This is a genomic window from Legionella sp. PC1000, from assembly GCF_014109805.1.
Classification (GTDB): Bacteria; Pseudomonadota; Gammaproteobacteria; order Legionellales; family Legionellaceae; genus Legionella; species Legionella resiliens.
Genome location: NZ_CP059400.1, coordinates 512,165 through 536,875, shown reverse-complemented (window position 1 = coordinate 536,875; position 24,711 = coordinate 512,165). Strand labels below are relative to the sequence as shown.

Here is a 24,711-nt window from a genome sequence, read left to right as displayed (position 1 = left end):
TTACGATCTACGATGTTTTAATCGATAAATCAACATGATTTTTTTCTGATATCCCTTCAGTAGGTTTTACGATCCCTCCAAATTGCTTTTTGAAAAAAGAAAACAATTCGATTTTTTTCTCATCTATTTTAATTTTGTTCTGCTGTAAAAGGAACTCTGAAAAACAAACCAATGCCATGCCCAAACTCTTCAAAAAACCAATACTGTTCTTTTGTTTTCTTTCGATTAAATCAGCAGCTTGAGACGAAAACTCATAACCCTTCCCTTTTAATATGGTGAATATTTCAACATTTTGTTTATTTATCATGGTCATGCTTATACTCAGACAATTTAACTCTTCTTTTGTCATTTTAAGCTTTTCGATTAATACTCGAACCATTAAAGGATCATTTTGCTTTATTGCGTGCTTTAAAAATCTTAATCGCTCCTCTGGATCATCAATTTTTTTATCCAAACCATTAATTTTTTCCGCAAGAAGTTTGACACCTTGATAATTTTTCTCCTTAATAGAGATATCAATCAACTCAGATAGGAATTCCGGAGTAAAAACACTGGCAGTATGTTTATTTAGAACGTCATCCACTACTCTACTTATTAAGTACTCATTCAGGCCTTCAAAAGCTCTTTTTAATATCATTTCATGAGCATCAGAAATAAGCTCATGGTACAGATCTCTTATTTCTTCTATTTGCAATAACTTCTCAAAGCATCTATAACTACCCTCTTGACAAGAAACCATGAACAAAGGCCCTAGTAATTCAGCTTTATTCTCTTTTTGTAGTTTATGTATGAGTTTCTCAAGAGCCTTTGCTGAATCATACCTGATTGCCACCACTCCGGCATTCGAAAGTTCACTATCCGATAATCGGGTTTTACTGTCATTGAAAATATATTCAGTAGTCTCAGCGTCATCATATCGCATAGCAAAGTGTAAGCCGCCACCAACCTTATGATTTAATTTTTTTTGTACTGGTGTTAAATACTTATCCAACAGTGTTTTCTTATCTGGAAATGTTCTATCACTTTGAAGATCAGTGCTTATGACATCTATATGCATATCAAGCGTCGTATGCCCAAAAGGAAGTATCGAAAAATTATATGCTGTACTTGATAACCACTTCGTCATCTTGGTTACATCATTGAATTGCTTACTTACTATCGAATTATTAGGGTCATATACTTTATATCCATTGCCGTCACGTACAATAGCAATAGCGTGATCTAAAGAACAAACACGCATTGCCTCATTTGGTTTTAAATCAATTTGTTTTATTATTTCAGCCCAATTTTTGTAACTTGTTTTAAGTCCTATTTGGAAAATCGATTGCAATTCTTTACCTTTTACTTCTATCTGCTCATGCGAGTTAGATTGGCTGTATTTATTGCGGGTACTTTGACTATCGCTTACTTGCAATGCAATTATTTTTTCTACCAAACTAAATAATTTTGCATCGAGATCACTTGTTGGAGGAATCTTTTGGGCAATAACCGATAAAAGCGTCACAAATTCCTTTTCTTTTCCTTCTAATACATATTGAATGTATAAAGTAGCCAAGGCATTGCAAATTCCATCTTCATCTAACTTGATTGGCAAATTATGATATTTGAGGTATTTATTGAGATTCGGGATAACTAGATGTTGCCCAGTATTTACTTTTTGCTTTTTTGACATTGGTACCTCAATAGCATTATAAATGCTGAAATTCTTTTAATTAGATAACTCGTTTTATTTATCTAAATTAGTCAATCTTCTTTTATATAACTAATATATTAAACCTTTAACCTTAACTTAAAGTTAAGTCCTGCTATTCATCCTCCATTCATTGAAAATTATATGACATAATCAATTTTTCTAGACAGTGGGAAAGCTTTTGTATTCTAATGTCCTAATGATTTAGGAAAGGGAAGAAACTATGGCGTTTACAAGGATTTTCTTTTTAATTGTATTAATTAGCATTTTTGGAATACAGCAAACGCAAGCAGAAGAAACCGATCAATTTACCCTTCCACCTGGCGAACTGCAAGACATCGGGCCGGCGGCAAGCTACAGACTTTATGAAGTGCTTGAAAAAGTGATTGCTCAAACCAATTCTGAAATACGAATGCTCCTACCAAGGGCTCAACGTAGCCGACATGCCGCATCACAATTGGCATCACGTCGTAACGATAACTACCTCGCCGATTTGGTATATAAATATACTGGTCCTGGTTTTCCACGTTGGTTGCGCCGTTTACCTAAAGAATCCAAACCGCTACTCTATAAAGAAGCCTTGCCTTGGAAAACGGTTTATTGGCTGGTTTTTTCCCAGTCTCCCGTATTTTTAATTGGACTTGCCCCCACAATCAATATGTATGGCTATTATTTTGGTACGGATAAGCTAGGCCATTTTTTCATGATGGGCCATACCTACTACAAAATTTATATGTATTATCTTGATCATGGAAAATCTGCGGAACAAGCCCATGCTGCGATTGTTTTATATGGTCAAATCCTAGAACAAACTTATTTAGGCACATTAGCTAATGGCGTTTATTCCAACGGAGACTTATCAGCGAATTATGCTGGATGGAAATTTTATATGAATCTTGGCCATAGCGTAAAAATTGGCAAACGCACACTTCCTCCAATCCTGGTTTTGAATGGAAATCAATGGGAGTTTTCCAAGCACGTCACTAGGGAAAATCTACTCAAGCCCTATATCTCAGATAATTTAAATGAAGCGTATAACCCTTGCCGATACTCTTTTAACCGAAACCAAATTCGTAGGCAAATTAAAAAACGCTGTGCTCAGTGGATTAGCCGTGAAGGCCTTACACAGCAAGTTGTGCGCGCCAAACTTAAGGAAACCCTTCGTTGGCATGGAGAAAATTACGGTCATTGGCTTCCTGCAAGGAATGCAGTAACGCTTGCTGCTTGTTTCGGGGGGAAGTAAAAAATTATATTCTGAGCAACAGCATGATGGAAGTGTTTTCCAAAGGAAGCGGATAGTGGTTTCGCCAGAAAGCTACAGCCTTCCTCTCGAAGCATTAGGTATTGAATTACCACTTCCGACAAGAAAAAGAAAACCCATAAAAATAAAGTTCATTTTATAGAGGTCCCTTAGCACTTTTAGGTGCGCTCATCACAATCTCTTCTGGTGATTCTTTAGGTTGAGATAATTGTGGTGGCGAGGATGATTTGAGCGTTGCCAAATGTGTTTTGAAACTTGCGGTATTTTCCGTTTTACACATCTTTTTAAGAAAATCAGCTTCAGCTTCTTTTGCGATATATACTGTATCACCCTTTTGAAATAATAGAGTTTTATTTTTATAACCCATTGCATCACTAAACGCGCGAGCTTCCTCCTTATTCGCAAAGGTCAGTTTCATGGAATAGTCTATTTCTCCACGTGTATCTTGACGTATTTTAGTATTTTCATATTGAACAGTGGGTGCTGCAGAAATTTGTTTCCCTGTAACTGCTTTTATTTGTTCCACACAACTTTGCTGTAACTCTTCTTTTCTTTGTGTAGAAAGTTTTTCACCTTGATGCACATGAGTAAATACAAGTTTTGGTTGATTAATATCAAGGGTTAATATCTTGGCAACTGCTCCCTGAGTGAGATAAATTTCATTTTCATTTTGAAATAAATTTTTCTTATCTCTTAATGCAACGTGATTGGTAAATTGTCGCGCTTGGCGTGCATCTTGAAAAACTAATTTTACAGGAAAATCCTGTTGGGTATCTTGCTTAATTTTTTGCTGATAATTACCCGTATGCACAGTTGCAGTAGTAAAAGCAGGACTGCTTTTAAGATTTTTTTGTAAATCAACCACGGGCTTCATTTTTTCTTGTTGTGCTAATTTTTCTTTTTCTTTTTTGCTTTTATCAAATGCTTTCTCAAAATCTCTATTAAAAAAATTCATATCCTTTTGTGTTTTTAAATCAACTCCTTGTTCCGTGGAGAAAACAGCGTCCACGGCAACACCTGCACCGTCTTGTTTAAAGGCCGTATTCGGTTCACTGTGTTGATATCTAAAATTGGGATTCGATTGATAGTTGGGCATTTCCTTAGGCAAACTCTTACGTCCTTTATTCATATCGCCACCCACAACCACATCGATGTCCCTATGATTTTTTCTGAACTGCTCCATGTCTTTCATCACTTGATTAAGATCGACTCGAGGAGTTGGAGGATGACGCGTTCTTAGAGGAGCTCCAGGTTTTGGAGGGCTTTCAGCATGCACATTGACCAAAAGTCTTTTTTTGCCATTCTCATCTTCGACTAATGTGATTAAAACCTGTCCCTTAGATGCACCTGAATCTTCATATTTTTGTTGTAGCTTTTTGACATCTTTTTCTAATGCTTGATTAGGGGTAGGTGTAACTGGATTACAACTGAACGTGAGATTTCCAAAAGGATGAGTACCATTTTGATTGTACCTCATGCTCAATTTTTGCTTGGGATCTAAATACTTCTGGATATTAGCGATTAATTTTTCTTGGGAATCATGAGGTACTTCCTGCAACATGCCACTCGTAACCTCTCCTTTGTTAATTTTTTGGGCGATGGCAAAAGCTTTCATTTCCAAATCATCATTGGCATTATCTTTATCTATGTTCCAGATTAATGTTTTACCGAATAGTTGGGGATGATGATCTGAGTGAAGACTTTGTTCTTTAGTGGTTGTTGTGGTGCCTTTTTTAACTATTGTTTTTAATTTCTTAGCCATACGATACCCTGCACTTCAAATGAAACTGACTTAGAGTCTGTCTGCAAAAAATAGATACAACTATTAACTTCACGAACACAATCCGAAAAAGATCTGACGCTCAATTAATATAGACTACATTTGCTATTCTTCTACTCTTATATAAATAGAGTGTAGCAGAAACTACAAAAAGCATTGGGAGAATCCCACTCTATTCGCTTATTCAACTTGTGCCAATAATATTTTTTGCGCCTTGTATTGTTTTTCCTAAACTGGAAATTGTTTGATGTTCCGAATATAAAGTAATTTGTCGCAAATCCAATCTAGAAATAATTTTCATCATTGTCGTATTGTTGATTTTTCTTTCTTTCCTCAATGTACGCAACTCCTGATGGGCTCCTTCTAAAGCAGCATACCGTAATTGGCGTTCGAAGGTTAAAGCTAATATGCCCTCGAGTTTTTCACTCTCAGTACCCTGATTTGATACAATAAATTGATTAAACGTGGCCATTAATTTATCTGCAACTTCGATACACACAGCCCTATCCCGCTCATTTACATCGTCACATAAACTCTTCATTTTTATTTTAATTGCTTCAACTGCAGCCTTGGATAATGCAAGCACGGCTTCATTTTCTTCCTCTTGTGTGTGCCTATGGATTAAGTTTTTCAAACCCGGTGTAATTAACGGCAAGAGCAGACTGCTAATTAATAGAGAACAAAGAACAACACCAATGACAAGAATAATTAAAAGTTTTCGTGCAGGAAAAGGCTCTCCATGGATCATATGGGGTAAAGATAAAATCGCAGCCAAAGCAATTGCCCCGCGTACACCTCCGAGTGAAAAAGTACTCATTATTTGGATGTTAGGGAAACGCCAGGAACTACGATTGCGTCTGGAAATTAATGCCTCAAAAGGCAGCGTTAAATAAATCCATGCCGTGCGAAGTAAAATTAAGGTTGCAGTAATAAAAACGACTATCAGTGCATATTCGGAGAAACTGTAACCTGTTGTCGCAAAGAATTTAATCGAATGAGGCAAGTATAACCCCAAAAGAATAAAGATAATTCCATTTAATGTAAGATCGAGTACTCCCCAAACAAAATGACCTTCGATACGCATTTTGGCCATTGTTCGGTCTAAAAATCCAGCTCTATCAATAGTGAAGCCTGCAGCAACAGCGGCCAGTACTCCTGAAAAACCTAATTTTTCTGCAACAAGATATACAGTAAAAGGTAAAAGCAGCAATAATAAATTTTCAGTGGTTGTCTCATGAGCACTGTGCTTGCTTAACTTTCCTAAAAGTGAAATAAAAATATAGGTAAGAATAACACCAACAGCAATTCCTCCTGCACTAATAAATAACAAGCTCCCTACTGCCTCCTTGAGTGAAAACACGCCAGTTAACATGGCAACAACAGCCAGTTTAAATGAAACCAAGGCTGAGGCATCATTTAAAAGTGCTTCTCCTTGCAAGATGTGCATAATTCGTTCAGGTATTCGCGTTCCAGCGGTCATGGAGCGGAGCGATACAGCATCTGTCGGAGAAAGAGCTGCAGCCAATGCAAAAGCAGCAGGCAAGGGGATGAGAGGAATTAACCAATGAACCAAATAACCAATTCCCGCCACAGTAAAAAATACTAAGCCAATGGACAGCATAATAATAGGTCGGGTATAAAGTAAAAACTCCCGTTTCGGAAAATGCCAACTGTCATTAAATAATAAAGGAGGAATAAACAACAACATAAATACTTCCGGATTAAATCCTACATCAAAGGTGGGAAACAATATTGCTATAAGTGCCCCTAGAGTAATTTGGATTAATGGGGTCGGCAGGAAAGAAACAAAACGTGTAATTACCCCAGAGATCACCATCAGAAAAAGAAGTACTAAACAAATGAACACACCCTCCATTGCTCTTATTCCTCCGAGATTTATTTACGATGAATTGTTTTGATGATTCAAATTGAATTTTCGTTATAGGAAAATTCCGGGTTCACAAAGCTGGAGTCCTTTATACTGCCAACTCAAAATTACCCAAATAGTTAATCACCTATACTCCTATCGATTGTAAAACACTTCAATGGAGTCGAATAGAGTTAAATCTTCTTTCGTTACAACATGCTTGATTGAGAACTAACTGGAACCGAACGCTCCTCAAAAACTATAATCAATGCCTATGGAGGAGTTTTCAAAAAAGTCTGATATATGAATCATCACTTAATTTTTACAATTTTTGAACATATCCCTGTAAATAAATAGTAATTTACAGAAAATTTTGCATTATTTTAATCGCCACCGAGATCAACGGCACTATCATTGTGGAGAAAATGAAAACTTGCAGCATTTTTCAAATGCAGTAAGTCACTTTAAATCAAAAACAAGGAGATAAAAGATGTCCTTCAATAAATTCATAATGGCTTGGGCCACAGCATTACTCTGTTGGGTTTCGTTCTCTTCAATGGCAGCAAGCGAAAGCAATCAAAATCAAATGGATGTGCTTTTAATTTCTGACCCTCATGTGGATATTACAAAACGGCAAACGGCTCATATAAATCCGCTACCTAATACTTCCGAAGAATTGGATCCACAAAGTTTCAAAACATTAATCGCGAAAATTGGCGAACAAATCGACTTACATCAAGAAAGACGTCATGCAGTTCTATTGCTTGGTGACCTACCCGCCCATAATGCATATAAACGTAAGAAAACCAGAGAGAATATTAATTTAGTTTTTGAACAACTGTTTGAAAAAATAAATCCATCCCCTTACTTATATGTGTTTGGTAATAATGATTCGTTGCAAAGAGATTATGGTCAATTCACCTATGGTGATGAATCTGTTTCCGATTTGTTAAAAGCGATAACAGGTAATAATGATGGATTTTTATCCACTGGACGCCAATGTCCCTTTAATGGAGAAACGTGTATTCAGAATCAAAACCCAAAATATGGCTATTACACTGCTTATCTAGGAGATCATCTCAAGCTTATTTCATTAAATAGTGTTGTATTTGTCTCAAGACCTCAATTTTCCCCCTCTAGGGAAGGAGCTCCGGAAGAACTGCAATGGTTAGAAGAAGAACTGAAAACAAGTAAAGCAAAGCATGAGCAAGTTATTTTAGCCATGCACATCCCACCTCAGAGCTGGGAGTCAAAATACAAAGAGCCATTCAAAAAAATCATAAAAACTTATCCAGACATTATTATCGGTATGGTCGCCGCCCATACTCATTTTGATGAAATCCATGCGATTAAGATTGAAAATAAAGGTGATGTCATTCCTATCGTTTATTCAGCGTCTCTTGGACCGGATCACGGCAATGCGTCTTCCTTTAAAACCTTAGTTTTATCGAGGCAGAATGAAAGTGCCCCATGGCAATTAAAAGATTATATAACCTACCATTTTATTGGAACTAGTGCGGGTAAAAGCCAACTCAATCAATATTATGATTTCAACCAAGCATTCTGTTCAGGTACTTCTACTGAAACAGTAAGTAATTGTCTCAAAAAACACCTTGGTAGAAATAAATTTGATAGCGCCACCAGCACTTTAATGAGCAAACATTATACGGCGGGAAACCCTAATAATAATCAAAAGATTGATCCATCCTCAAAATGGCTCATGATCATAAAGTGATTCTGCTTTTTTGGGGTTAGTAATTGAGTCATTTTTGGTACCGCGCTTTATGCGTGGTACCAAGGCGAAAAAATTAGTGGAGGTTTCTCATCAAAAAACTGACGATTCCTCAGGGCATTTTGACCCAATAATTTAAACACGCTCATATCGCTTTAATATTAACAGTAGAATCACTTCATCAACAGGGCAAAGTTAACATGACTTCGTATGAGCAGATGACAAGCCCACCTCCTCAACATGAACATGAGAGCCAAATCGATTTAAGCATATAGTGGTTATTCATTAAAAAAATCTAAAACAGAGTCATGTGCTGCCATCGTATCGTCAAAGCCTAATTTTATTAATTCGCGGGTAAATGCTTTTTCAAATAAAAGAAAGCTGAGTAAATCACCGGAATGACGCTTGGCACCAAGAAAATTAAGCAGAACACGCAAGAGCATCGGTATATTATTGTATTGAGATTGAGCCAGATTGGCTACATCCACACTGGGGCGCAGATGTAAGGTTTGGATGGGTCGCCAATGAGAACGTTCCCGCGTGGGAACCATGTACGCCATATGGTTCATATGACTCACCATCTCAAGATCACGCTCAAGATTATCTAAAAACAACCCATTAACCATCCCCCCCAAAACACGCGAAAAATCAATGTCACCGCCTCGTAATTTTTCTGGGTCACTTATACTCGGTAAGGTACGCGTACCAATAATTAAAATTTTATCTACCTGGCAACGGATAGCGCCACGTAGAGGAGCCGCTAACCCCACATGACCATCTCCATAATGCAGTCCATCGATTTTTGCAGGCGGAAAGAATAAAGGTAACGAGGTCGACGCCAGAAAATACTTCATTTGCAGGGTAACCCGCTGGCTGCTATGAAGGGGATCATCCCAATCCTCAAAATCTTCTGCATGATGTTGATAAAAGGAGATGGTTTTTTGCATTTCATAACAGTTACTGATGATTTCCATCATTTCTAAGTGCTTATCCCTGATAACACCTTCCAGAACCTCAAAATTAATAATGTTATTAATAAATTGACGCAAAGGCGAGGTATCAAGAATATGGCCTAAAAGACGTTGCTTGGTCAGCATGCTGCTCATATTCCGCATAGCCGATATGCTCAACGCATAATTGCTGGACTTGAAAATATGCTGACAGGTGATATTATTCCATAATTCATTTAATTTGTTCGTACCCGCAGTAAAATCCAGTGCATTTTCAGCGACTACGGCAGCATTAATACTACCAACACTCACCCCACTAATCATATGGAAAGGAATTTTTTTTGTATCCAGAATGGTGCTGATCGCTTTAAGCACCCCTGCCTGATAGGCTCCACGGGCCCCGCCACCAGCTAAGTAAAGCGCGATTTTGGTCATTTTTTACTATTTTAGGAAGAGAAGTAAAAAATATAGCCCTATTGCACGTCGCTGGCAAGTCATAGAAAACGGCAGCAAAATGAGATGTACCGTAATCACAAAGAGGTTTATAAGTTCTGCTCGCAAATAATTTCAATGCGCTTAGGGTATTGACAGCCCCCTCACTAAACTGTATATTAATAGTACAGATAAATTTTTATGATTTTTTCATGTCTCATTCTACCGTACACCACAAGTTAAATAGAAAAGCAGCTTTTACACAAGCCGTTGCTTGCTTTTTTTATTTTAGCTTTTTTAGCCCGGCGCTGGTGGGTAGGTAGAATTAACTAACACTCCAACCCCCAGCATAGTCTGGGGGTTTTGGTACCCGAATTCCCAGACAATAAAAAGCATGGGGGTTGGATAGAACCAAAGAGGAGTGTACATTATGCAACATCAATCGCGACATCGTTCTCATGACCTATCCAAAGTAATACCCACCGGTTGCAGGAGGGGATTATGAGCTACTCCGTTTTAAAAAAACTACCTCCCGTAGAAGAAATCATTCAGGAAATCCCTTTATCAAGTGCTGCCTCTTTGCAAATTGCTCACGATAGAGAAGAAATCAAAGCAATTTTAGAAGGTCGTGATCATCGTCTTTTAATGATCGTGGGGCCTTGTTCTGCCTGGCCTAAAAAAGCTGTTTTGGAATACGCCAAACGTTTAGTGAAACTCAATGAGCAAGTAAAACACGAATTAAAATTAATCATGAGGGTATACATTCAAAAACCCCGTACAACTAAGGGATGGACCGGACCTGTAAACCAACCCGATTTATTTTCTCCCCCAGATATCGCAGCTGGAATAAAATACACACGCGATATGATGATTAAAGTCATCGAAATGGGACTTCCAATTGCCGATGAAGCTTTATTTACCCATAATGCCAAAGGATTTCTTGAGCTTCTCTCATGGGTAGCAATCGGTGCTCGCAGTTCAGAGGATCAAGAGCATCGGATTTTTGCTTCCGCTCTAGATTGCGCTGTAGGATTAAAAAATCCCACACACGGTTCGTTAGCTGTGGGGGTAAATAGTATTGTTGCCTCACAGCATGATCATGTCGCTGTATTTGATGGCTACGAAGTGCAAACGCATGGTAATCAGCACGCTCATCTGGTGTTACGTGGCTCAAACCATGCCCCTAATTATTCTATTGCGCACCTTAAAGAAGTGAAGTGCTATATGGATCTCCATAAGATAGCCAACCCTTCAGTCATTGTTGATGTCAGCCATGATAATTGTCTGGTCGATGGCAAAAAAAATCATCACTTACAGCCCTCCATTGCTTTAAGTGTTTTGGATAGCCTGAAAAGGCATCCTGATTTAAAGTCATTGGTCAAAGGGTTCATGGTTGAAAGCTTTATCAAAGAGGGGAGTCAAAAAGTAGATCCGATGGCCCCACAATCCCTTGATTTAAACGGGCTATCTGTCACCGACCCCTGCTTAAGCTGGGAGCAAACAGAATCTTTTCTATTGGAATTAGCCAAGTTGAGGTCTTTAGAGAAAAAGGAATTACGCATGGAGGAACTCGTATGAGCACTTTATTTGGTATTTCCGGTGATGTAGGCTCGTTTTCTGAAGAAGCAGCCCTAATTTATGCCAGACAAAAAGGAATTGATCCCACTCTTATTCATTTGCTGGATATGGAAGGAGTTCTCAATGCCATTGAAAACGGCTCCATTGATCTGGGCATCGTGCCTGTTGTTAATCTCTTAGGGGGATTAGTAAAACCTACATTCCAAGCGATGGGAAAACATTTATTTACTCCCGTTGATGAATTATGGCATGAAATTAATCAATGCTTGCTTGTAAATCCTGGAATTCAACAGGATCAAATTACTCACATCGTGTCCCATCCGCAAGGATTAGCTCAATGCAACCAATTTCTACAAAATAAATTTAAAGGCACCGAACAATTAGAGTGGATTGACACAGCAAAAGCAGCAAAGGATTTAGCGGAAGGAATACTGCCTTTTCATGCGGCAGTCATTGCCCCGGCACGGTGCGCCGAACTCTATGGTTTAGAAATAAAAGCGGAAAACATTCAAGACGGCCATCCGAATCGAACCGCTTTTATCCTGGTAAAAAAGTATCGCGATAACGCAAGTCTTCTCAAGTAAGGAGAAAATCATGCATACACTCGAAGAATTGAGAAAACAAATTGAACAAACAGATGCGTGCATCATTGAAATCTTAGCAAAGCGTCAAGAATTATCGAAACAAATTGGCGTTTTAAAATCCAAAGAAGGGAAAAAAATAGTAGACCGTTCGCGTGAAAAACAATTGTTTGAGTTTTATGAGCATTTATCCAAGCAGTATCATTTACCAGAAGAATTTATCAATCGTTTATTCAAAATAATCATATCAAACTCAAGAAAGGTACAAAAATAATGAAAATTTTACCTGAAGATTCAGCCACAGTTGTGATCAATTCATTAGCTCAGCAGAAAATCAATGCAGGCATTAAAATTTATAATCTAAGCGCTGGTGAACCCAAACTCCCACCCCATCCATCAATTGTCACTGCGGTGACACAGGCTTTAGAACAAGGACATACTTTTTATCCTCCAGTATCAGGAATTCCAGAACTACGGATTTTGGCAAGTGAATGGATGAATGAAGTGTATGGATGTTCATTCCAAAAAGAGAACTGTCTTGTAGTAAATGGTGGAAAATTTGGAATCTACTTACTGATGCAATTATTAGTACAAGAGCACGATGAACTCATTATCCCCTCCCCCTATTGGGTTTCCTATCCAGCCATGAGCAAATTGTTTGGTGGTGTGCCCGTTATGGTTGAAACGAACGAAACTGAAGGTTGGAAGCTGACCCCTCAAGCACTCAAAAACGCATGTACTCCTAAAAGTAAACTCCTTATTCTGAATAATGCCACGAATCCAACCGGTGCTTTATATACTGAATCCGAGCTTGCCGAATTATTGCAAATTGCTCATGAGCAGGGACTTTTAGTAATTGCTGATGAGGTATATAGCGCCCTGACCTACAATGAGCACAATTATGTTTCTTGTGGTTCTTTTACCCAATTTCAGGATCACGTCATTATTATTCAAAGTTGCTCAAAAAATTTTGCCATGACCGGGTGGCGAATTGGTTTTGTGTTTGCTCCTCAATATATTATCCAGCCACTCAGCGCATTAATTAGTCAAAGCACCAGCGGCGTGACTACTTTAAGTCAATGGGCGGCTGTTGCTGCATTAAATGAAGTAGATCATGTCAGTTCCTGGGTGAAACAATGCATGCAAAAAAGAAGAGATACACTCATTAATGCCTTGCATCAATATTTTGATCTCACCATAAAGCCACCCGTTTCATCTCTTTATGTATTTATTTCCTTAAGCAGCCTAGGTTTTAAAAAACAGAGTTCTGCAGAGTTTTGTAAACAAGCATTGGAAGAAGCACATGTAGCTCTTGTACCAGGAATCGCATTTGGCAAAGAAGGTTATGTGCGCTTATCCTTTGGGGGGAGTGAAGAGGATTTAACAGCAGGAATCCATGCTTTAGCTCAATGGTTGCACTCCTAAACTGAGTGCAGCTACGTCCAATTAAAATAAAACTTTATTAATTCACTTCTACAGCAGGATAAACTTCAACATACGACTCACCAAGTACACCATAATAAGTGACGGTGCGCTTCTCTAAATCAACATGATAATGGACTACTCCAGCCTCCCAAGATGCGCGAAGAAACTCCGGAAAGGTACTTTCACCCGCTTGATCAATACGAATAGCTTTTATAAGTGCAGCCTTATTAAACTCAGGAATATCGACTTGTCCTGTAACTAAAGAAGATTCTTGAGAAACAACATTCCCTTTTTTGGTGATATAGACACTCTGACAAGACGGTAAATACCAAAGATTATGTTTCACTCCTGCTTGACGCATCACTTCTGCTAAAACAGGAAACCCTCCTACTCTAGGACGAATTGCCACCGCAGATTGGATTGCATTCATTAAATTATCAATTGCTTCACTCACGTTTAATCTCCATTTTTTTATTAGACTTCTTTCGAAACTCGCTGCAGTAGCGTTTCAAAAGAAGTCTATTCAATTGGTGCCGTTTTAATTTGATGGGAGTAAACAAGTTTTTTCAAAAGTTTCACGAATTGTTCTCGCTGTGCGTAGGTAAGTATTGAGAAAAATTCTTCATCATTTTGATCTGCAAGATCTGCCAGTTTAGGTATGAGCACAACAGCTGTTGCGGTAAGCTCTATGTCTTGATAACGTCGATCCTCAGCAGATTCTTTACGATTTACCAGACCTTTTTCAAGGAGTCGTGAAATCAATTTTGAAACCGCGCCGCGAGTGAGTCCTGTAATATGAGCAACCTTACTCGGAGATATGATGTTATTGCAGTCATACATTTTTCTGAGTACCACCCATTCGGCAACTGTAACGCCTGTTTGCTCCAGCTTCCTTGCAAATGCATGCGACACCTCATTGGAAACCAGCCGCATCCAATAACCGATATGATCCGTCAGCTTACTTACTTCTTTTCTTTTTTTAACTTTCAGCATTTGTGTCTCCCAAGGATTTCAATTTTAGTTTCCTAGGAAACTATTGTCAAGGAAACAATTTGACTAGGGTTTTACAGCCTAAGCAACATAACAAGGATCCTGTGTGTTACAATTCCACTTCAGATGTCAAATACGATAGTTCATCTAGTCTATTACTAAGAAAAAACGTTTTAAGAACAGGAGCAAGTGGATGTCTCACGACCATAGTCATGCAATTCCAACCAATCAGAATAAAAAATATCTTTGGTTGGCCTTGATTCTCACATCGACTTATTTAATTGTTGAAGTAGTTGGAGGACTTATTACTGGCAGCTTAGCGCTTCTTTCGGATGCAGCACACATGTTGACCGATGCCAGTGCACTGGTCATCTCTCTGACAGCAGTCTATCTAGCCGACCGCCCTGCCAATTTACGAAAAACATTTGGCTATCACCGTTTCGAAATTCTTGCCGCTGCTTTTAATGCAATTTTACTTTTTTTTGTTGCCATTTACATTTTATATGAAGCGTATCAACGCCTGTATGCACCTGCGAGCATTCAGACGGTAGGCATGTTTGTGATTGCAGCAATTGGATTGTTGATTAACCTAATCAGCATGCAACTGCTTGCAAGTGGAAAAGACAAAAGCCTCAATGTTAAAAGTGCTTATCTTGAAGTATGGAGCGATATGCTGGGTTCTATTGGTGTATTGATTGGTGCTCTAATTATTTACTGGACTGGTTATGCATGGGTAGACTCTGTCATTGCTATCGCAATTGGTTTATGGGTTTTGCCTCGGACCTGGATCTTATTAAAGGAAACAATTAACATCCTTCTTGAGGGAGTTCCGGAAGGTATGGATGTTGAGGAAATAAAATCTGAAATGTGCCGAGTTTCCGGGATTTTGAGTGTACATGATTTCCATCTTTGGGCACTAACCAGCGGGAAATCCAGCCTTACTGCCCATGTGGTTTATGATAGTGCTTATAATCATTCAGAAGAGTTATTACCCGTGCTTCAAGAAATGCTTGCCACCAAATTTTCGGTTTATCACACCACACTGCAGTTTGAAAACAAACCTTGCGAGCATACAAGCAATGGCTGTAATTATACAAAACGCTCATCCTGAGATGGAGTAAAAATCATTATCCTTTAGGGCCTTCGCTAGCTTGAATCAAAATGGCCTGATTTTCGAGTACCGAGGCTCAGCATACATGCTGTATGCGAATACAGATTGCCCAAGATAGGAGACAGACCCTAGGTTCCGTGAACCAATTTTCTAGCGCATCCATATAAGCGCTCCGGCCAAATGTAAGAACCCGGAAAAAGCGGTCGTTGTTTTATCAAAACGAGAAAAAACACGCCGAAAGTGTTTGATTTTGGAGAAAAAAGCTTCAACTAAAAACCGCTCTTTGTACTGCTCTTTATCGATTTTTCTTGGGTTCTTCGCATTCTTTTTTGACGGAATGGTTGCAATACAGCCTTGACTCTCCAGTGTGTCAACAAGTGCCTGTGAATCATATCCTTTATCTGCAAGAACTATCGTGTCACGCTGCTCCTTCAATAGCTCTGCTGCTTGAGTAATATCGTTTCGATGTCCCCCGGTCAGGATAAACTTAATCGGATTCCCCAGTCCATCCACCAAAGCGTGAATTTTAGTGGTAAAACCTCCTTTACTGCGCCCCAATGCCTGAGCATCATTCCCTTCCTTGTCGTAACCAGATGCACACGCATGCGCGCGCACTATGGTGGCATCAATCATGACGGCTTGATCATCAACATCGCTAACTGAAGACATTAAGCCAGTCCAAATGCCGCGATCTGACCACATTTTATATCGCTTGTGAATTTTACGCCAATGTCCGTAATAGGGCGGGAGCAGGCGCCATTGACAGCCTGTACGTAATACATACCAGACTCCTTCCACAAAGCATCTTGTCTTCTCATTATTCTTAATGTGCAATCCTTTTACTCCTTGCAGAAAAGAATAAATTGTATCCCAGACTCGTTCTGATATATTATTATACATGTAGGCAGTTCCATTAGTGTTGTTAACGATCGCAATCGAATTTCACTATAAAAACTGCCTACTTTTCAAGTAATTAAAAAAATTGGTTCACGGAACCTAGGGTTATTTAACGTTTTTTCATCACAGTAAGAAACAATTCTGAATCTAGAAAAAATTGCAACCATGCATGTAGATACTTATAGCCACTTTGTGCAAACCACTGTGGGTCAACCATGTAAAATTGCCTTATGAAGGGAAATAAAGCAACATCGGCCATATTGATATGGTTTCCTAAAAGGAAGTGATTTTTCATTAGTAGCGAATTTAATTTATAGAGGTATTCTTGGGCTTTCTCTCTATAATAAAGCGGATCTTTTTTCTCTGATTTTTGTGGGTATTTATAATTATCCAAAATGGGTTTAAATTTTATATCATTCAAGTGAATTAATTCATGACACTTATCTTTGTGTCCGACAGATAGCCAACCATCAGGATCAGATTGTGTTAAGGCCCAAATCATAATCTCAATGCTTTCATCAATCACACGACCATTTTCTAAAATTAGTACAGGAACAGTCCCTTTTGGAGAGGCAAGAAGCATTTCCTGAGGCTTATTTTTAAGTTCGACCTCACGCGGTTCTACTTTAATCTTAGAATAGGCGAGCGTCATTCTTGCTCTAATCGCGTAAGGGCAGCGTCTGAAGGTATAAAGTATTGGATAATCCACTGAATTTAGACCATTATTTAGTTTATAAGAAACTAGGTGATTCACTTAAATTGATTCAAATCATAATCAATGGAGTTGTGATTGACAACTCAGGATAAAAGCTTCGGCTTGTCTAAGACAAAAAATTACCACAGACCTATTGCCTATTGTCCTATCCACCCAAGAGGCCTTAAACAGACCATAGTGATTTATTTTTTTGCAATTTAAGCACCGCAAATGTATAATGTCGTGCCAATATGTAAGAAAGGCAACATCAATGGCAAAAATAATTGTAACTGAAGGTAATCATGAACTGGTTCTGTTGGATACAGAAAACATCAGGTTAGGCGAAATGTCTACATATTATAAAAACCTGTCACACTACAAGAAACTTGATGAAGCTTTAAAATTACTCTCGAGTCTTGATGAAAAAAAGTATTGGCGGGCAGCAATACTCCTTAAAAGCCTAATCAAGAAGAAAGCCGATGCTGAAGAACAAGAAATCCATTCACTCATAGAACAGTGCAATGATTTTTCAACATCCTATATACCCAATTCGGAACAACTTTCAAGCATGAAAAGTCTAAGTTGTTATCGAGTAGGAGCTGATGCAGGTGCAGGATTTAAAGAAGGCGATCTAGACGTTTTAGGAACTGAGGGTCTCTTACACTGTACTGGTATTTTGGTCGCTACAGAGGATGAACAAGGAAAACTTTGTTATTATGTAGGCCATATATTCGGCGAACGTGAAACTTATGTAACAGTAAAAGAAGAGCTTGATAGAACTCTTGCTGACGTGCAAAGACTTACAGACAAAAAACTTAAATGGTCCGACTTAGCGGAACAAGTAACATTAGTGGGTCCTGGAAGCAGCACCGATGAACCCAGTTTGTGCTATAAGCAAACATTTAAACTATTGACTCAAAAAGGGGCTAAACCCAATCTATTATTTGGCAGTAGTGTCGCTTTTAACTTAACGGGAAAAGGGGATTTAATCGTATTAGACCCTCTAGGGCGATTAAATGAAGGTAGTGAATCCAAACTGCCAAGAGCAGGACATGGAGTCTATTCTCCGGTTAATAATTTAGACGATTCAGAATTAAGTACAACGATTGAAAAACAAATTTCAGATGCAATTCTAGATAATGATTTCCCTTATATGAACCAATTTATTATGAGTAAATTGTAAATTCAAATCTGCCAAAAAGTGCAACCCATATTTACCGAGCATAATATGGGTTTTCCTCGCTTTCAGACTGTATCTAAAAAGAAAAAGTCAGAAGTTTATCGCATTAATTCCTAAAAAATGATAGAAAGTCTCCTATATCTCTACAAACATTGAAGTGAGTTGGGGCAGACTCTATAATTTCGCTTAAAATCAAAAATTACAGGAACAAACATGAAACTCGATGAAAACACCAAGACAGCCGAAACATTAACCAATGAAGATTATTCCAAAGCGATGAATTTTATAGGCCAAAATTTATTGTCAGCCTTAGTTCAATCCTTGGAAAAGCTTCCCCCCCATTTGCGTAACAGTAACGTTATCTCTCAAGCTTTATCTGCATTTTTGGCCAATATCATCTATAAACAATTTCCAGAAAGTCCTGAAGCATGCCACCAAATGATGGATGCAATGACCAAACTTGTAAAAATTCAATTAGATAATTACCCCTGAGGGATCGCCAGTTTTTCATTTAAATCTCTCTACGTCTAAAAATGTAGCCCGAATGCAAGCATTCAGGGCTGAAACCCGGGTTTCCCCGTATTCTACCGGGTTCGTTACTATAATTAAAAAGAGATAGGATATTTTCGAACGGAGCTTATATTATGGACGCTAAAAAAGAGTACACCTTGCTTCGAATAGCATTGGTTATTTTTGGACTGGTTTTTATCTTTGCCGTATATCCTTTAACCATTGTGTGGCCATCTGGCTGGGCTTGGCATCCTGCGGGACAAAACGTCTATTTGCAAATGATAATCGGGGTTTATGCAACATTAGGAGTATTCTTGCTCTTGGCGGCAAAAAATCCGATACAGCATTTAAGTTTAATTTGGTTTACTGTTTGGTCCAGTATCGTGCATGGTGGCATTATGGCGATTCAATCATTTTACTATCCACAGCATTTTGCTCATTTATATGGAGATGTTCCTGCTTTATTTCTCATCGCAATTATCTTGGCTTGTTTAACACCACGTCGGAATGCGCTGATTCAGTAAACAGGATTACCTTAATGTAAAGGATACTTGCGATAAATGGGTAGCACCCCAGCTTAGCGATATTTTTTGATCCGTTACTTGGGAGATTCCGACCGGTCATTGCATTTGAATCCATGATAAAGAAGCCACAAAATGAATTGAATAATCAAGTCATTCATTAGGTTAACCTGGCAGACTTCTTCATCTTAACTCTCATTTGATTACATCCATTTCTTCTTTTTAAAAAGAAGATAGAGACATATGGCGCAGACAATTATTAAACCGAGCGCACCAAAATATCCGTATTTCCAGCGCAATTCAGGAATCCACTCAAAATTCATTCCGTAAATTCCAGTAATTAAATTTAACGGCAAAAAAATAGCCGCAAATGCTGCAAGCACAGCCATAGTCTCACTTATTTTTTGCATCAACTCATTATCGATTTGTCCTAATAGGCTATTTAATAACTCGCGAATCGAATCCACTTCATTGATTATGAGATGACTATGATTTGATAAGTTGTATAAGGAAGAACGGCATTTTTCTGAGATAACCAAGATATTTCGACTGGTGATCCGCATTAAAATTTCTCTTATTGCAATCATATCACGTTTAATTTGCAACGTTTGGTGCTTTACCTCTGCAACCTCTTTATAAATATTTTCCTGTGTTTTTTGGATTAAAGAATCAAACTGCTCTGCAATTTCTTCATAATGAAAAAGAACCCTAGCATAATCATTAATAATACCCTCAAGGAATAAAAATAAGATGAAGCAAGGCGTTTTAGCATAATGAACTGATTTCGAACAACTATTGAAAAACTCAAATAGAACAGGCAAAGGTTTGTCTGCAGCAGTAAAACAATAATTCGGCGTAAGGTGAACCACAAGATTATCTAAATTTATTTCATTATTCTCATTTAACTCAAGTGAAGCCAAACACTTAATTTGCAATGTTAATGCATTGTCATTATCAATAAGATTGGATAAATTATTTTCTTCAGTACATAACTGAATTACGTCTGCAGGTAATTTCAGTTTTCTTACTAATTGCTTAAAAGCATCCTCTTGATTTAAATTACTATGGATCCAATAAATTTTGTTTTTCTCTTGAGTATCGATCCTCAACTCCTCAAGAGCAACGTGCTTGATGCTGTGATGGGTTAAATCAAATTCAATTGCTATGCTATCAAAAGTATTCATTAACTTACATCCCTAGTGTTCCTTTAATTATTATGGCTTGTTTTTCTTGATAATCAATCTTCGATTAGTAGCTACCCTGACAATGTATGCGGAACAGGCGACACAACTAGTCGAAGAAGAGAACTTGGACGAGCTCATTGCTCACCCGAACCCCAGCTTATAAAAGTGTCAACAGGCCAAGCTTTATACCAGCAAATTACAGGGAGTCCTTATTTTGTTGAGGATGCAGAACAAGTTACCAAAATTCTGAACAAAAATCCCCATTTTCCCTTTGCGGTACGTAAAAGTAGTGCCACGGTAGAAGGAATGATCACATTTACCACTGTATACGATACTAATAAAGGAATTGTTTTTACACGTTATGGCATCAATGACAACGGCGAACTCTCTCAGTTTGATAAAGACAACGCTTATAAGATAAAGGAAGTTTCCAGCGATCTCCTGAGTGTTTTGCAAGAGCAGACTCTTGTTGATCTGAAGCGTATCAATCAAGCCAAAAGCATTGAGGATGTTACCTTTCATCGCGGGGAAAAAGAAGTTCCTCAAACACAGAGACTTTTTGTTGGTGAAAGAGGATTCTTTGCACTCCGCACAACCACAGTCACAGCCTACTGTAAAAGAGCAAACTCTCCGTTTTGAGGATATGCAACCCTAAATAAAAATATGAAGTAGCCGGGATAAGACCAAACTTATGCCGGCTTTTTATTTCTCAAAGCGATTTTTAACTTAAATTCAAAATCACATTGAATTCGATCTTATATGTTTTACCACTTTCTCTTTATTTTTTTAGCAAATCCTCTTGAACCTTTTATAGAGATAAGTTAATTATCAAGATGGACCCTAAATATCCAATGGAGTTTATTGGTGCGCAAAAAAGGATTTTCGACATGAAGACAAAGATACCGACACAAAAAAAAGAAAAAAATCCAAATCCAGAAGACAGCAGAGCCTTACCCTTTCAATTAATACAATATGCCGAACCGGATCGAACTTATTATTTAAGAAGCACGGCAAAAGGAATAAGCAACTTCTTTTCGCTGCGCGTCAAAGAACTATATAACACCCTAGCCTGGACCTTTTCATTGGACTCTATGGATTGGAGTACGTTTAAAAAATACGTTTGGCCTACGATCTCTTCCGGAGCTGCATTACTTGTGGGAAATTATCTCACGCCATACCTCAGTGAATTCTTAACAGGAAGCGCTGAATATGATTTTGTGGTCCAATTTCTTTTTGGCGCAGCAGTATTAGGATATTGCGCATTAAACCGAATTACGGATAAAAAACTTGATTCTAAAGCAGCACTGTCTGTTGCAGTAGCCAGTGAAGTGACTGCAATAATTTATATGTACCATTCTGTTTTTAAAGGGACTACTTTTTTACTCAATGACCAAATTCCTGATGAATATTCATTAATTGCTAGTTTAGGAGCCAGTGCATTGGTTGTTCCGAGTGGAATTTCTTACCTCACGCAAAAAGTTCAAGAGTTACTGGTCCGCTTCCAATACAGTCGAGGAGCACAGCGTTCAGACACTGCAGTGATTTCCAGTGGGCTAACCCCATTATCCAATCTGTATTTTCAAATCAATCACTTTATCGCCAGTGAGCTTATGGTCAGTTCGCGTGCCTTTCAGTTGGGATTGATTGCGCACAATATTCGTTATGCTGACAAGATAGTACAGAAATTTCGTAACCTCCCTGCATTATTGGCTGATTTAACTCCATCAACCATAAAAAAAATGCGTGTCCAGCAAGAAAAACTGGATCATGATTATGAATACAACCATAAGTTACATCAGGTTTTAAAATTTACAACTACAGGTCCGCTGTTTGTTCATGTTCCTCGGTATCAGCTTCGTACTGGAGATTTGGTTCTTTGCGATGAAAGCATCAATTTGGATTGTGTGCCAATCTCTGGAGAGTTGATTGCCCTACAACGTAATGTAGATAGTACTTTTACCCAAACCTTGGAACGAAAAAAATTTAGCGTCAATCTTAAAGCACAAAATGGTGAAGACGTCTGGATCGAACATCATACCAAACCTAATTTTACGTCCAATTACAAAAAAGTGGACTTATATGCAGTAAGGGATGGCAAACAGGCGGGCGTATTGGTTGGTGATAAGTTAAACATATATGGCCACAACAACATTTTTATTCAGATTAAACCTGAGAAAGAGCTTTTATTAAATAGTAATTACGAGAAAAAAGCAGTCATTAATGAAATAATTGCCAAACGTAAGCAAAAAAATGTTTTATATTCGATTTTGGGCTCCATTATTATGGCGGCTTTTTTACAAAGAGACATTACTCTAATGCCTGCCGAAACACTCAGGCTCATGTTCACGCTTTTTCAAACATTGATTCCCTTTTCTGAAGCTTTTTTACGCGAAACAGTAAATAGTCGCTTGATGAAAAAATTAAACAGCAATTTGGGAGATCAGCCTTTTGAAACAATTGACGCGCTCCGTCTTGTGGATTTGTGTAATGCATTGGGAGGATATTATCGTGACAAATTCCCCAATGGAGTTGCCATTATTTCCGATAAAACCGGCACCCTAACTACGACCCGGATGGATGTACTTGGTCTATGGACTACTAATATGCCTACCAAGGTACAACACGTACTCGAAGAAAAAAAAGGAAGTTTGCTTCTACCTGAAGAAGCCCAATGGCTTAAATCCTTTGAAGTATTTTGTCATGCCTTTACACATAGTAAAAAAGAATTAGAACCAGAAGAACATGCTATTTTGGAATTTTTCAAATCTTTATTAGGTCATCAGCAGTGTTTGGAAGTTACCACTCTAGGGAATAATCATTTTAAAAAAGTAATTGCCATCAAAGAAGCGAAACAAGAGATCGAGACGTTTCACCTGGGCTTATATCGGACGTTTGGTGGCCGCTTTACTCTGGTTCAGAAGGGTGAAGAATCTTCTCTTGTTTTTTGCGGGGTGCCTAAAGCAGACGCATTTCAAGAAACTCCTTTATTGCAAGCCTATACCATGATGCAAAGTCGTACAGCAGTCTTATCACGCGATTGGTGTATTGCACGCACCAAGGTCAATGAATTTGAGTTTGCGACTTTAAGAGAATTATTTGATAAGGATGATAAAAAGGAGATTGAGAATTTTCTTATAAAACACGCCATATTACTTAAAAGCTTAGAATATTACGGAACTTTTATTATTGATAACCCAGTAAAAAAAGGAGCTGAAAAATTCATCGCTCAATGTCGGGAAATATCAGTTCCGGTATTTGTAGCAACAGGCGATACCACGAAAGCTGCGGTGAATATTGCCAAAGTATTATGTCCGGAAAATGCAAAAAACATCATTACCCTTCGTGCCAATCAGGCTGAAAGCGATGATCGTGTCGTTTTAAGTGAAGAAAATTGCCCCGCTGATTCCACAGTTATATTTGCCGGTGTCAATGAAACGATACTCACCTACTTTCAGCAATTAATGGATAGAAACAAAACAAAGCGTCCAGTCATTATTTTTGCAGAAATGAGTACCGAAGGAAAAGGGGTCCTTGCCCGTTATCTCAAGGACCAACATTATTTTATTGTCGCAAACGGGGATGGTACAAATGATGTCATGATGATGAAAAATTCAAATGTAGTCATTGCCCATCATTCAGATGATGGCACTTTTGCTCCTGGGGTAGATGCTTTATCGAATATCAGTGAAGAGCAACTGCGACGATTATTTGGTTCCGAGAAAACCTTTTATGAACTTTTTGATATTCATCTTCCCAAAAGCTTATTTGTACAGCAACTTGCTCCTTTAGCAAATACCCAGGAAAAATCCAGCATGGCCTTAGCGTTTAAAAGTGGAAAAATGACTTTTGATTTGGCTAAAGCGGTAGGTGCTGACGTCAAAGAAATGAATCAGCAACATTGGTATAGCGTTGCTTTTGACTTATTGTGGCTATGGATTGCATTTTATGAAATCAATCAAAGCACAGATTTACCCATGGATAATCGAAATATTAATGCTTCAAGACTGATTTCAAATACCATAGGAATTTCTTTGATTATTGCGGTCTTGCAATCCTTGGCCAATTACGCGCTGTGTGGTGAATCTACCAATTTAACCAGCATGCTCATTATGTTGAGCTTATTACCTTTGGTTCTCAAGAGTGTTTTTTCGGGTTTTGGAATGGTTCGAGATAGTTTGTATCCTCAACCAGAACCAGAAATAACAGACGGTGAGGAGCACTCTGAAACAGGGTCTAATCGTTCTCTTTCGGGTTATCTGGGCGCTTTTTTTTCGCGTAAACCCGCAAAACATTTAGACAATGCATCGCCTGCACCTAAATTACAGTAA

The 24,711-nt window shown here is 38.2% G+C and carries 21 protein-coding genes; 12 read left to right on the top strand and 9 right to left on the bottom strand.

Annotated features, from left to right (window positions below):
- Nucleotides 1-7 precede the first annotated feature (7 nt).
- Nucleotides 8-1,672 (bottom strand): hypothetical protein, encoded by a 1,665-nt coding sequence (locus tag FOLKNPGA_RS02315; RefSeq protein ID WP_182351568.1) that lies wholly within the window; start codon nt 1,670-1,672, stop codon nt 8-10.
- Between the two features lie 241 nt (nt 1,673-1,913).
- On the opposite strand from FOLKNPGA_RS02315, the gene FOLKNPGA_RS02310 reads away from it, so the two are divergent.
- Complete coding sequence (locus FOLKNPGA_RS02310; protein ID WP_182351567.1) at nt 1,914-2,933, top strand: hypothetical protein; 1,020 nt, start codon at nt 1,914-1,916, stop codon at nt 2,931-2,933.
- Between the two features lie 154 nt (nt 2,934-3,087).
- Here FOLKNPGA_RS02310 and FOLKNPGA_RS02305 read toward each other — a convergent pair whose 3' ends face one another.
- The gene (locus tag FOLKNPGA_RS02305; protein ID WP_182351566.1) at nt 3,088-4,713 is read right to left on the bottom strand and encodes a hypothetical protein; all 1,626 of its coding nucleotides are present in this window, start codon (nt 4,711-4,713) and stop codon (nt 3,088-3,090) included.
- Nucleotides 4,714-4,915: 202 nt separating this feature from the next.
- The gene (locus tag FOLKNPGA_RS02300; RefSeq protein ID WP_182351565.1) at nt 4,916-6,607 is read right to left on the bottom strand and encodes a Na+/H+ antiporter; all 1,692 of its coding nucleotides are present in this window, start codon (nt 6,605-6,607) and stop codon (nt 4,916-4,918) included.
- Nucleotides 6,608-7,088: 481 nt separating this feature from the next.
- On the opposite strand from FOLKNPGA_RS02300, the gene FOLKNPGA_RS02295 reads away from it, so the two are divergent.
- Nucleotides 7,089-8,333: a metallophosphoesterase gene (locus FOLKNPGA_RS02295; protein WP_182351564.1), complete on the top strand. Its 1,245-nt coding sequence runs from the start codon at nt 7,089-7,091 to the stop codon at nt 8,331-8,333.
- A 275-nt stretch (nt 8,334-8,608) separates the two neighbouring features.
- Here FOLKNPGA_RS02295 and FOLKNPGA_RS02290 read toward each other — a convergent pair whose 3' ends face one another.
- Nucleotides 8,609-9,715, bottom strand: a complete 1,107-nt coding sequence (locus FOLKNPGA_RS02290) for a patatin-like phospholipase family protein (protein ID WP_182351563.1) — start codon at nt 9,713-9,715, stop codon at nt 8,609-8,611.
- A gap of 498 nt (nt 9,716-10,213) precedes the next feature.
- On the opposite strand from FOLKNPGA_RS02290, the gene FOLKNPGA_RS02285 reads away from it, so the two are divergent.
- Genes FOLKNPGA_RS02285 through FOLKNPGA_RS02270 form a run of 4 tightly spaced genes read left to right on the top strand, consistent with a single transcriptional unit; the run spans nt 10,214 to nt 13,296 of the window.
- Nucleotides 10,214-11,290, top strand: a complete 1,077-nt coding sequence (locus FOLKNPGA_RS02285; protein WP_182351562.1) for a 3-deoxy-7-phosphoheptulonate synthase — start codon at nt 10,214-10,216, stop codon at nt 11,288-11,290.
- On the top strand, nt 11,287-11,874 hold the full coding sequence (locus FOLKNPGA_RS02280; protein WP_182351561.1) for a prephenate dehydratase domain-containing protein: 588 nt from the start codon (nt 11,287-11,289) through the stop codon (nt 11,872-11,874). Before FOLKNPGA_RS02285 ends, FOLKNPGA_RS02280 begins: the two co-directional genes overlap by 4 nt.
- Before the next feature lie 10 nt (nt 11,875-11,884).
- Nucleotides 11,885-12,145: a chorismate mutase gene (locus tag FOLKNPGA_RS02275; protein WP_182351560.1), complete on the top strand. Its 261-nt coding sequence runs from the start codon at nt 11,885-11,887 to the stop codon at nt 12,143-12,145.
- Complete coding sequence (locus FOLKNPGA_RS02270) at nt 12,145-13,296, top strand: pyridoxal phosphate-dependent aminotransferase (protein WP_182351559.1); 1,152 nt, start codon at nt 12,145-12,147, stop codon at nt 13,294-13,296. Before FOLKNPGA_RS02275 ends, FOLKNPGA_RS02270 begins: the two co-directional genes overlap by 1 nt.
- Before the next feature lie 37 nt (nt 13,297-13,333).
- Here the strand turns inward: FOLKNPGA_RS02270 and FOLKNPGA_RS02265 are convergent, their stop codons facing one another.
- Nucleotides 13,334-13,750, bottom strand: coding sequence for a DUF1398 domain-containing protein (locus tag FOLKNPGA_RS02265; protein ID WP_182351558.1), 417 nt, complete (start codon nt 13,748-13,750; stop codon nt 13,334-13,336).
- A 65-nt stretch (nt 13,751-13,815) separates the two neighbouring features.
- On the bottom strand, nt 13,816-14,289 hold the full coding sequence (locus FOLKNPGA_RS02260; protein ID WP_182351557.1) for a MarR family winged helix-turn-helix transcriptional regulator: 474 nt from the start codon (nt 14,287-14,289) through the stop codon (nt 13,816-13,818).
- Nucleotides 14,290-14,479: 190 nt separating this feature from the next.
- Here FOLKNPGA_RS02260 and FOLKNPGA_RS02255 point away from each other — a divergent pair, with 190 nt between their 5' ends.
- Nucleotides 14,480-15,397: a cation diffusion facilitator family transporter gene (locus FOLKNPGA_RS02255; protein WP_182351556.1), complete on the top strand. Its 918-nt coding sequence runs from the start codon at nt 14,480-14,482 to the stop codon at nt 15,395-15,397.
- Nucleotides 15,398-15,547: 150 nt separating this feature from the next.
- On the opposite strand, the gene FOLKNPGA_RS02250 is transcribed toward FOLKNPGA_RS02255, so the two are convergent.
- Together FOLKNPGA_RS02250 and FOLKNPGA_RS02245 are read right to left on the bottom strand one after the other, a co-directional pair.
- Nucleotides 15,548-16,297 (bottom strand): IS5 family transposase, encoded by a 750-nt coding sequence (locus FOLKNPGA_RS02250; RefSeq protein WP_058441825.1) that lies wholly within the window; start codon nt 16,295-16,297, stop codon nt 15,548-15,550.
- Between the two features lie 106 nt (nt 16,298-16,403).
- Nucleotides 16,404-16,946 carry a glutathione S-transferase gene (locus FOLKNPGA_RS02245; protein WP_370529174.1) on the bottom strand — a complete coding sequence of 181 codons (543 nt, stop codon included), beginning with the start codon at nt 16,944-16,946 and terminating at the stop codon, nt 16,404-16,406.
- Nucleotides 16,947-17,259: 313 nt separating this feature from the next.
- On the opposite strand from FOLKNPGA_RS02245, the gene FOLKNPGA_RS02240 reads away from it, so the two are divergent.
- From FOLKNPGA_RS02240 to FOLKNPGA_RS02230, 3 genes are all read left to right on the top strand, one after another.
- The gene (locus FOLKNPGA_RS02240; protein WP_182351554.1) at nt 17,260-18,171 is read left to right on the top strand and encodes a hypothetical protein; all 912 of its coding nucleotides are present in this window, start codon (nt 17,260-17,262) and stop codon (nt 18,169-18,171) included.
- Nucleotides 18,172-18,381: 210 nt separating this feature from the next.
- A complete protein-coding gene (locus FOLKNPGA_RS02235; RefSeq protein WP_182351553.1) occupies nt 18,382-18,660 on the top strand; it encodes a hypothetical protein in 279 nt (92 codons plus the stop codon).
- A gap of 152 nt (nt 18,661-18,812) precedes the next feature.
- Complete coding sequence (locus tag FOLKNPGA_RS02230) at nt 18,813-19,202, top strand: DUF6632 domain-containing protein (RefSeq protein ID WP_182351552.1); 390 nt, start codon at nt 18,813-18,815, stop codon at nt 19,200-19,202.
- A gap of 200 nt (nt 19,203-19,402) precedes the next feature.
- Here FOLKNPGA_RS02230 and FOLKNPGA_RS02225 read toward each other — a convergent pair whose 3' ends face one another.
- A complete protein-coding gene (locus FOLKNPGA_RS02225; RefSeq protein WP_182351551.1) occupies nt 19,403-20,383 on the bottom strand; it encodes a magnesium transporter CorA family protein in 981 nt (326 codons plus the stop codon).
- A gap of 165 nt (nt 20,384-20,548) precedes the next feature.
- On the opposite strand from FOLKNPGA_RS02225, the gene FOLKNPGA_RS02220 reads away from it, so the two are divergent.
- A complete protein-coding gene (locus tag FOLKNPGA_RS02220) occupies nt 20,549-21,022 on the top strand; it encodes a hypothetical protein (protein WP_182351550.1) in 474 nt (157 codons plus the stop codon).
- A 248-nt stretch (nt 21,023-21,270) separates the two neighbouring features.
- Entirely contained in the window at nt 21,271-24,711 is a 3,441-nt protein-coding gene (locus FOLKNPGA_RS02215) for an HAD family hydrolase (RefSeq protein WP_182351549.1), read from the top strand.

What these genes read in the sequence shown, in the direction of transcription:
- FOLKNPGA_RS02230 (WP_182351552.1), top strand. Translation starts at nt 18,813, where the DNA reads ATGGACGCTAAAAAAGAGTACACCTTGCTTCGAATAGCATTGGTTATT.
- FOLKNPGA_RS02315 (WP_182351568.1), bottom strand. Translation starts at nt 1,672, where the DNA reads ATGTCAAAAAAGCAAAAAGTAAATACTGGGCAACATCTAGTTATCCCG.
- FOLKNPGA_RS02255 (WP_182351556.1), top strand. Translation starts at nt 14,480, where the DNA reads ATGTCTCACGACCATAGTCATGCAATTCCAACCAATCAGAATAAAAAA.
- FOLKNPGA_RS02225 (WP_182351551.1), bottom strand. Translation starts at nt 20,383, where the DNA reads ATGAATACTTTTGATAGCATAGCAATTGAATTTGATTTAACCCATCAC.
- FOLKNPGA_RS02305 (WP_182351566.1), bottom strand. Translation starts at nt 4,713, where the DNA reads ATGGCTAAGAAATTAAAAACAATAGTTAAAAAAGGCACCACAACAACC.
- FOLKNPGA_RS02300 (WP_182351565.1), bottom strand. Translation starts at nt 6,607, where the DNA reads ATGGAGGGTGTGTTCATTTGTTTAGTACTTCTTTTTCTGATGGTGATC.
- FOLKNPGA_RS02240 (WP_182351554.1), top strand. Translation starts at nt 17,260, where the DNA reads ATGGCAAAAATAATTGTAACTGAAGGTAATCATGAACTGGTTCTGTTG.
- FOLKNPGA_RS02215 (WP_182351549.1), top strand. Translation starts at nt 21,271, where the DNA reads ATGAAGACAAAGATACCGACACAAAAAAAAGAAAAAAATCCAAATCCA.
- FOLKNPGA_RS02285 (WP_182351562.1), top strand. Translation starts at nt 10,214, where the DNA reads ATGAGCTACTCCGTTTTAAAAAAACTACCTCCCGTAGAAGAAATCATT.
- FOLKNPGA_RS02310 (WP_182351567.1), top strand. Translation starts at nt 1,914, where the DNA reads ATGGCGTTTACAAGGATTTTCTTTTTAATTGTATTAATTAGCATTTTT.
- FOLKNPGA_RS02260 (WP_182351557.1), bottom strand. Translation starts at nt 14,289, where the DNA reads ATGCTGAAAGTTAAAAAAAGAAAAGAAGTAAGTAAGCTGACGGATCAT.
- FOLKNPGA_RS02245 (WP_370529174.1), bottom strand. Translation starts at nt 16,946, where the DNA reads ATGACGCTCGCCTATTCTAAGATTAAAGTAGAACCGCGTGAGGTCGAA.
- FOLKNPGA_RS02290 (WP_182351563.1), bottom strand. Translation starts at nt 9,715, where the DNA reads ATGACCAAAATCGCGCTTTACTTAGCTGGTGGCGGGGCCCGTGGAGCC.
- FOLKNPGA_RS02275 (WP_182351560.1), top strand. Translation starts at nt 11,885, where the DNA reads ATGCATACACTCGAAGAATTGAGAAAACAAATTGAACAAACAGATGCG.
- FOLKNPGA_RS02235 (WP_182351553.1), top strand. Translation starts at nt 18,382, where the DNA reads ATGAAACTCGATGAAAACACCAAGACAGCCGAAACATTAACCAATGAA.
- FOLKNPGA_RS02270 (WP_182351559.1), top strand. Translation starts at nt 12,145, where the DNA reads ATGAAAATTTTACCTGAAGATTCAGCCACAGTTGTGATCAATTCATTA.
- FOLKNPGA_RS02280 (WP_182351561.1), top strand. Translation starts at nt 11,287, where the DNA reads ATGAGCACTTTATTTGGTATTTCCGGTGATGTAGGCTCGTTTTCTGAA.
- FOLKNPGA_RS02295 (WP_182351564.1), top strand. Translation starts at nt 7,089, where the DNA reads ATGTCCTTCAATAAATTCATAATGGCTTGGGCCACAGCATTACTCTGT.
- FOLKNPGA_RS02250 (WP_058441825.1), bottom strand. Translation starts at nt 16,297, where the DNA reads ATGTATAATAATATATCAGAACGAGTCTGGGATACAATTTATTCTTTT.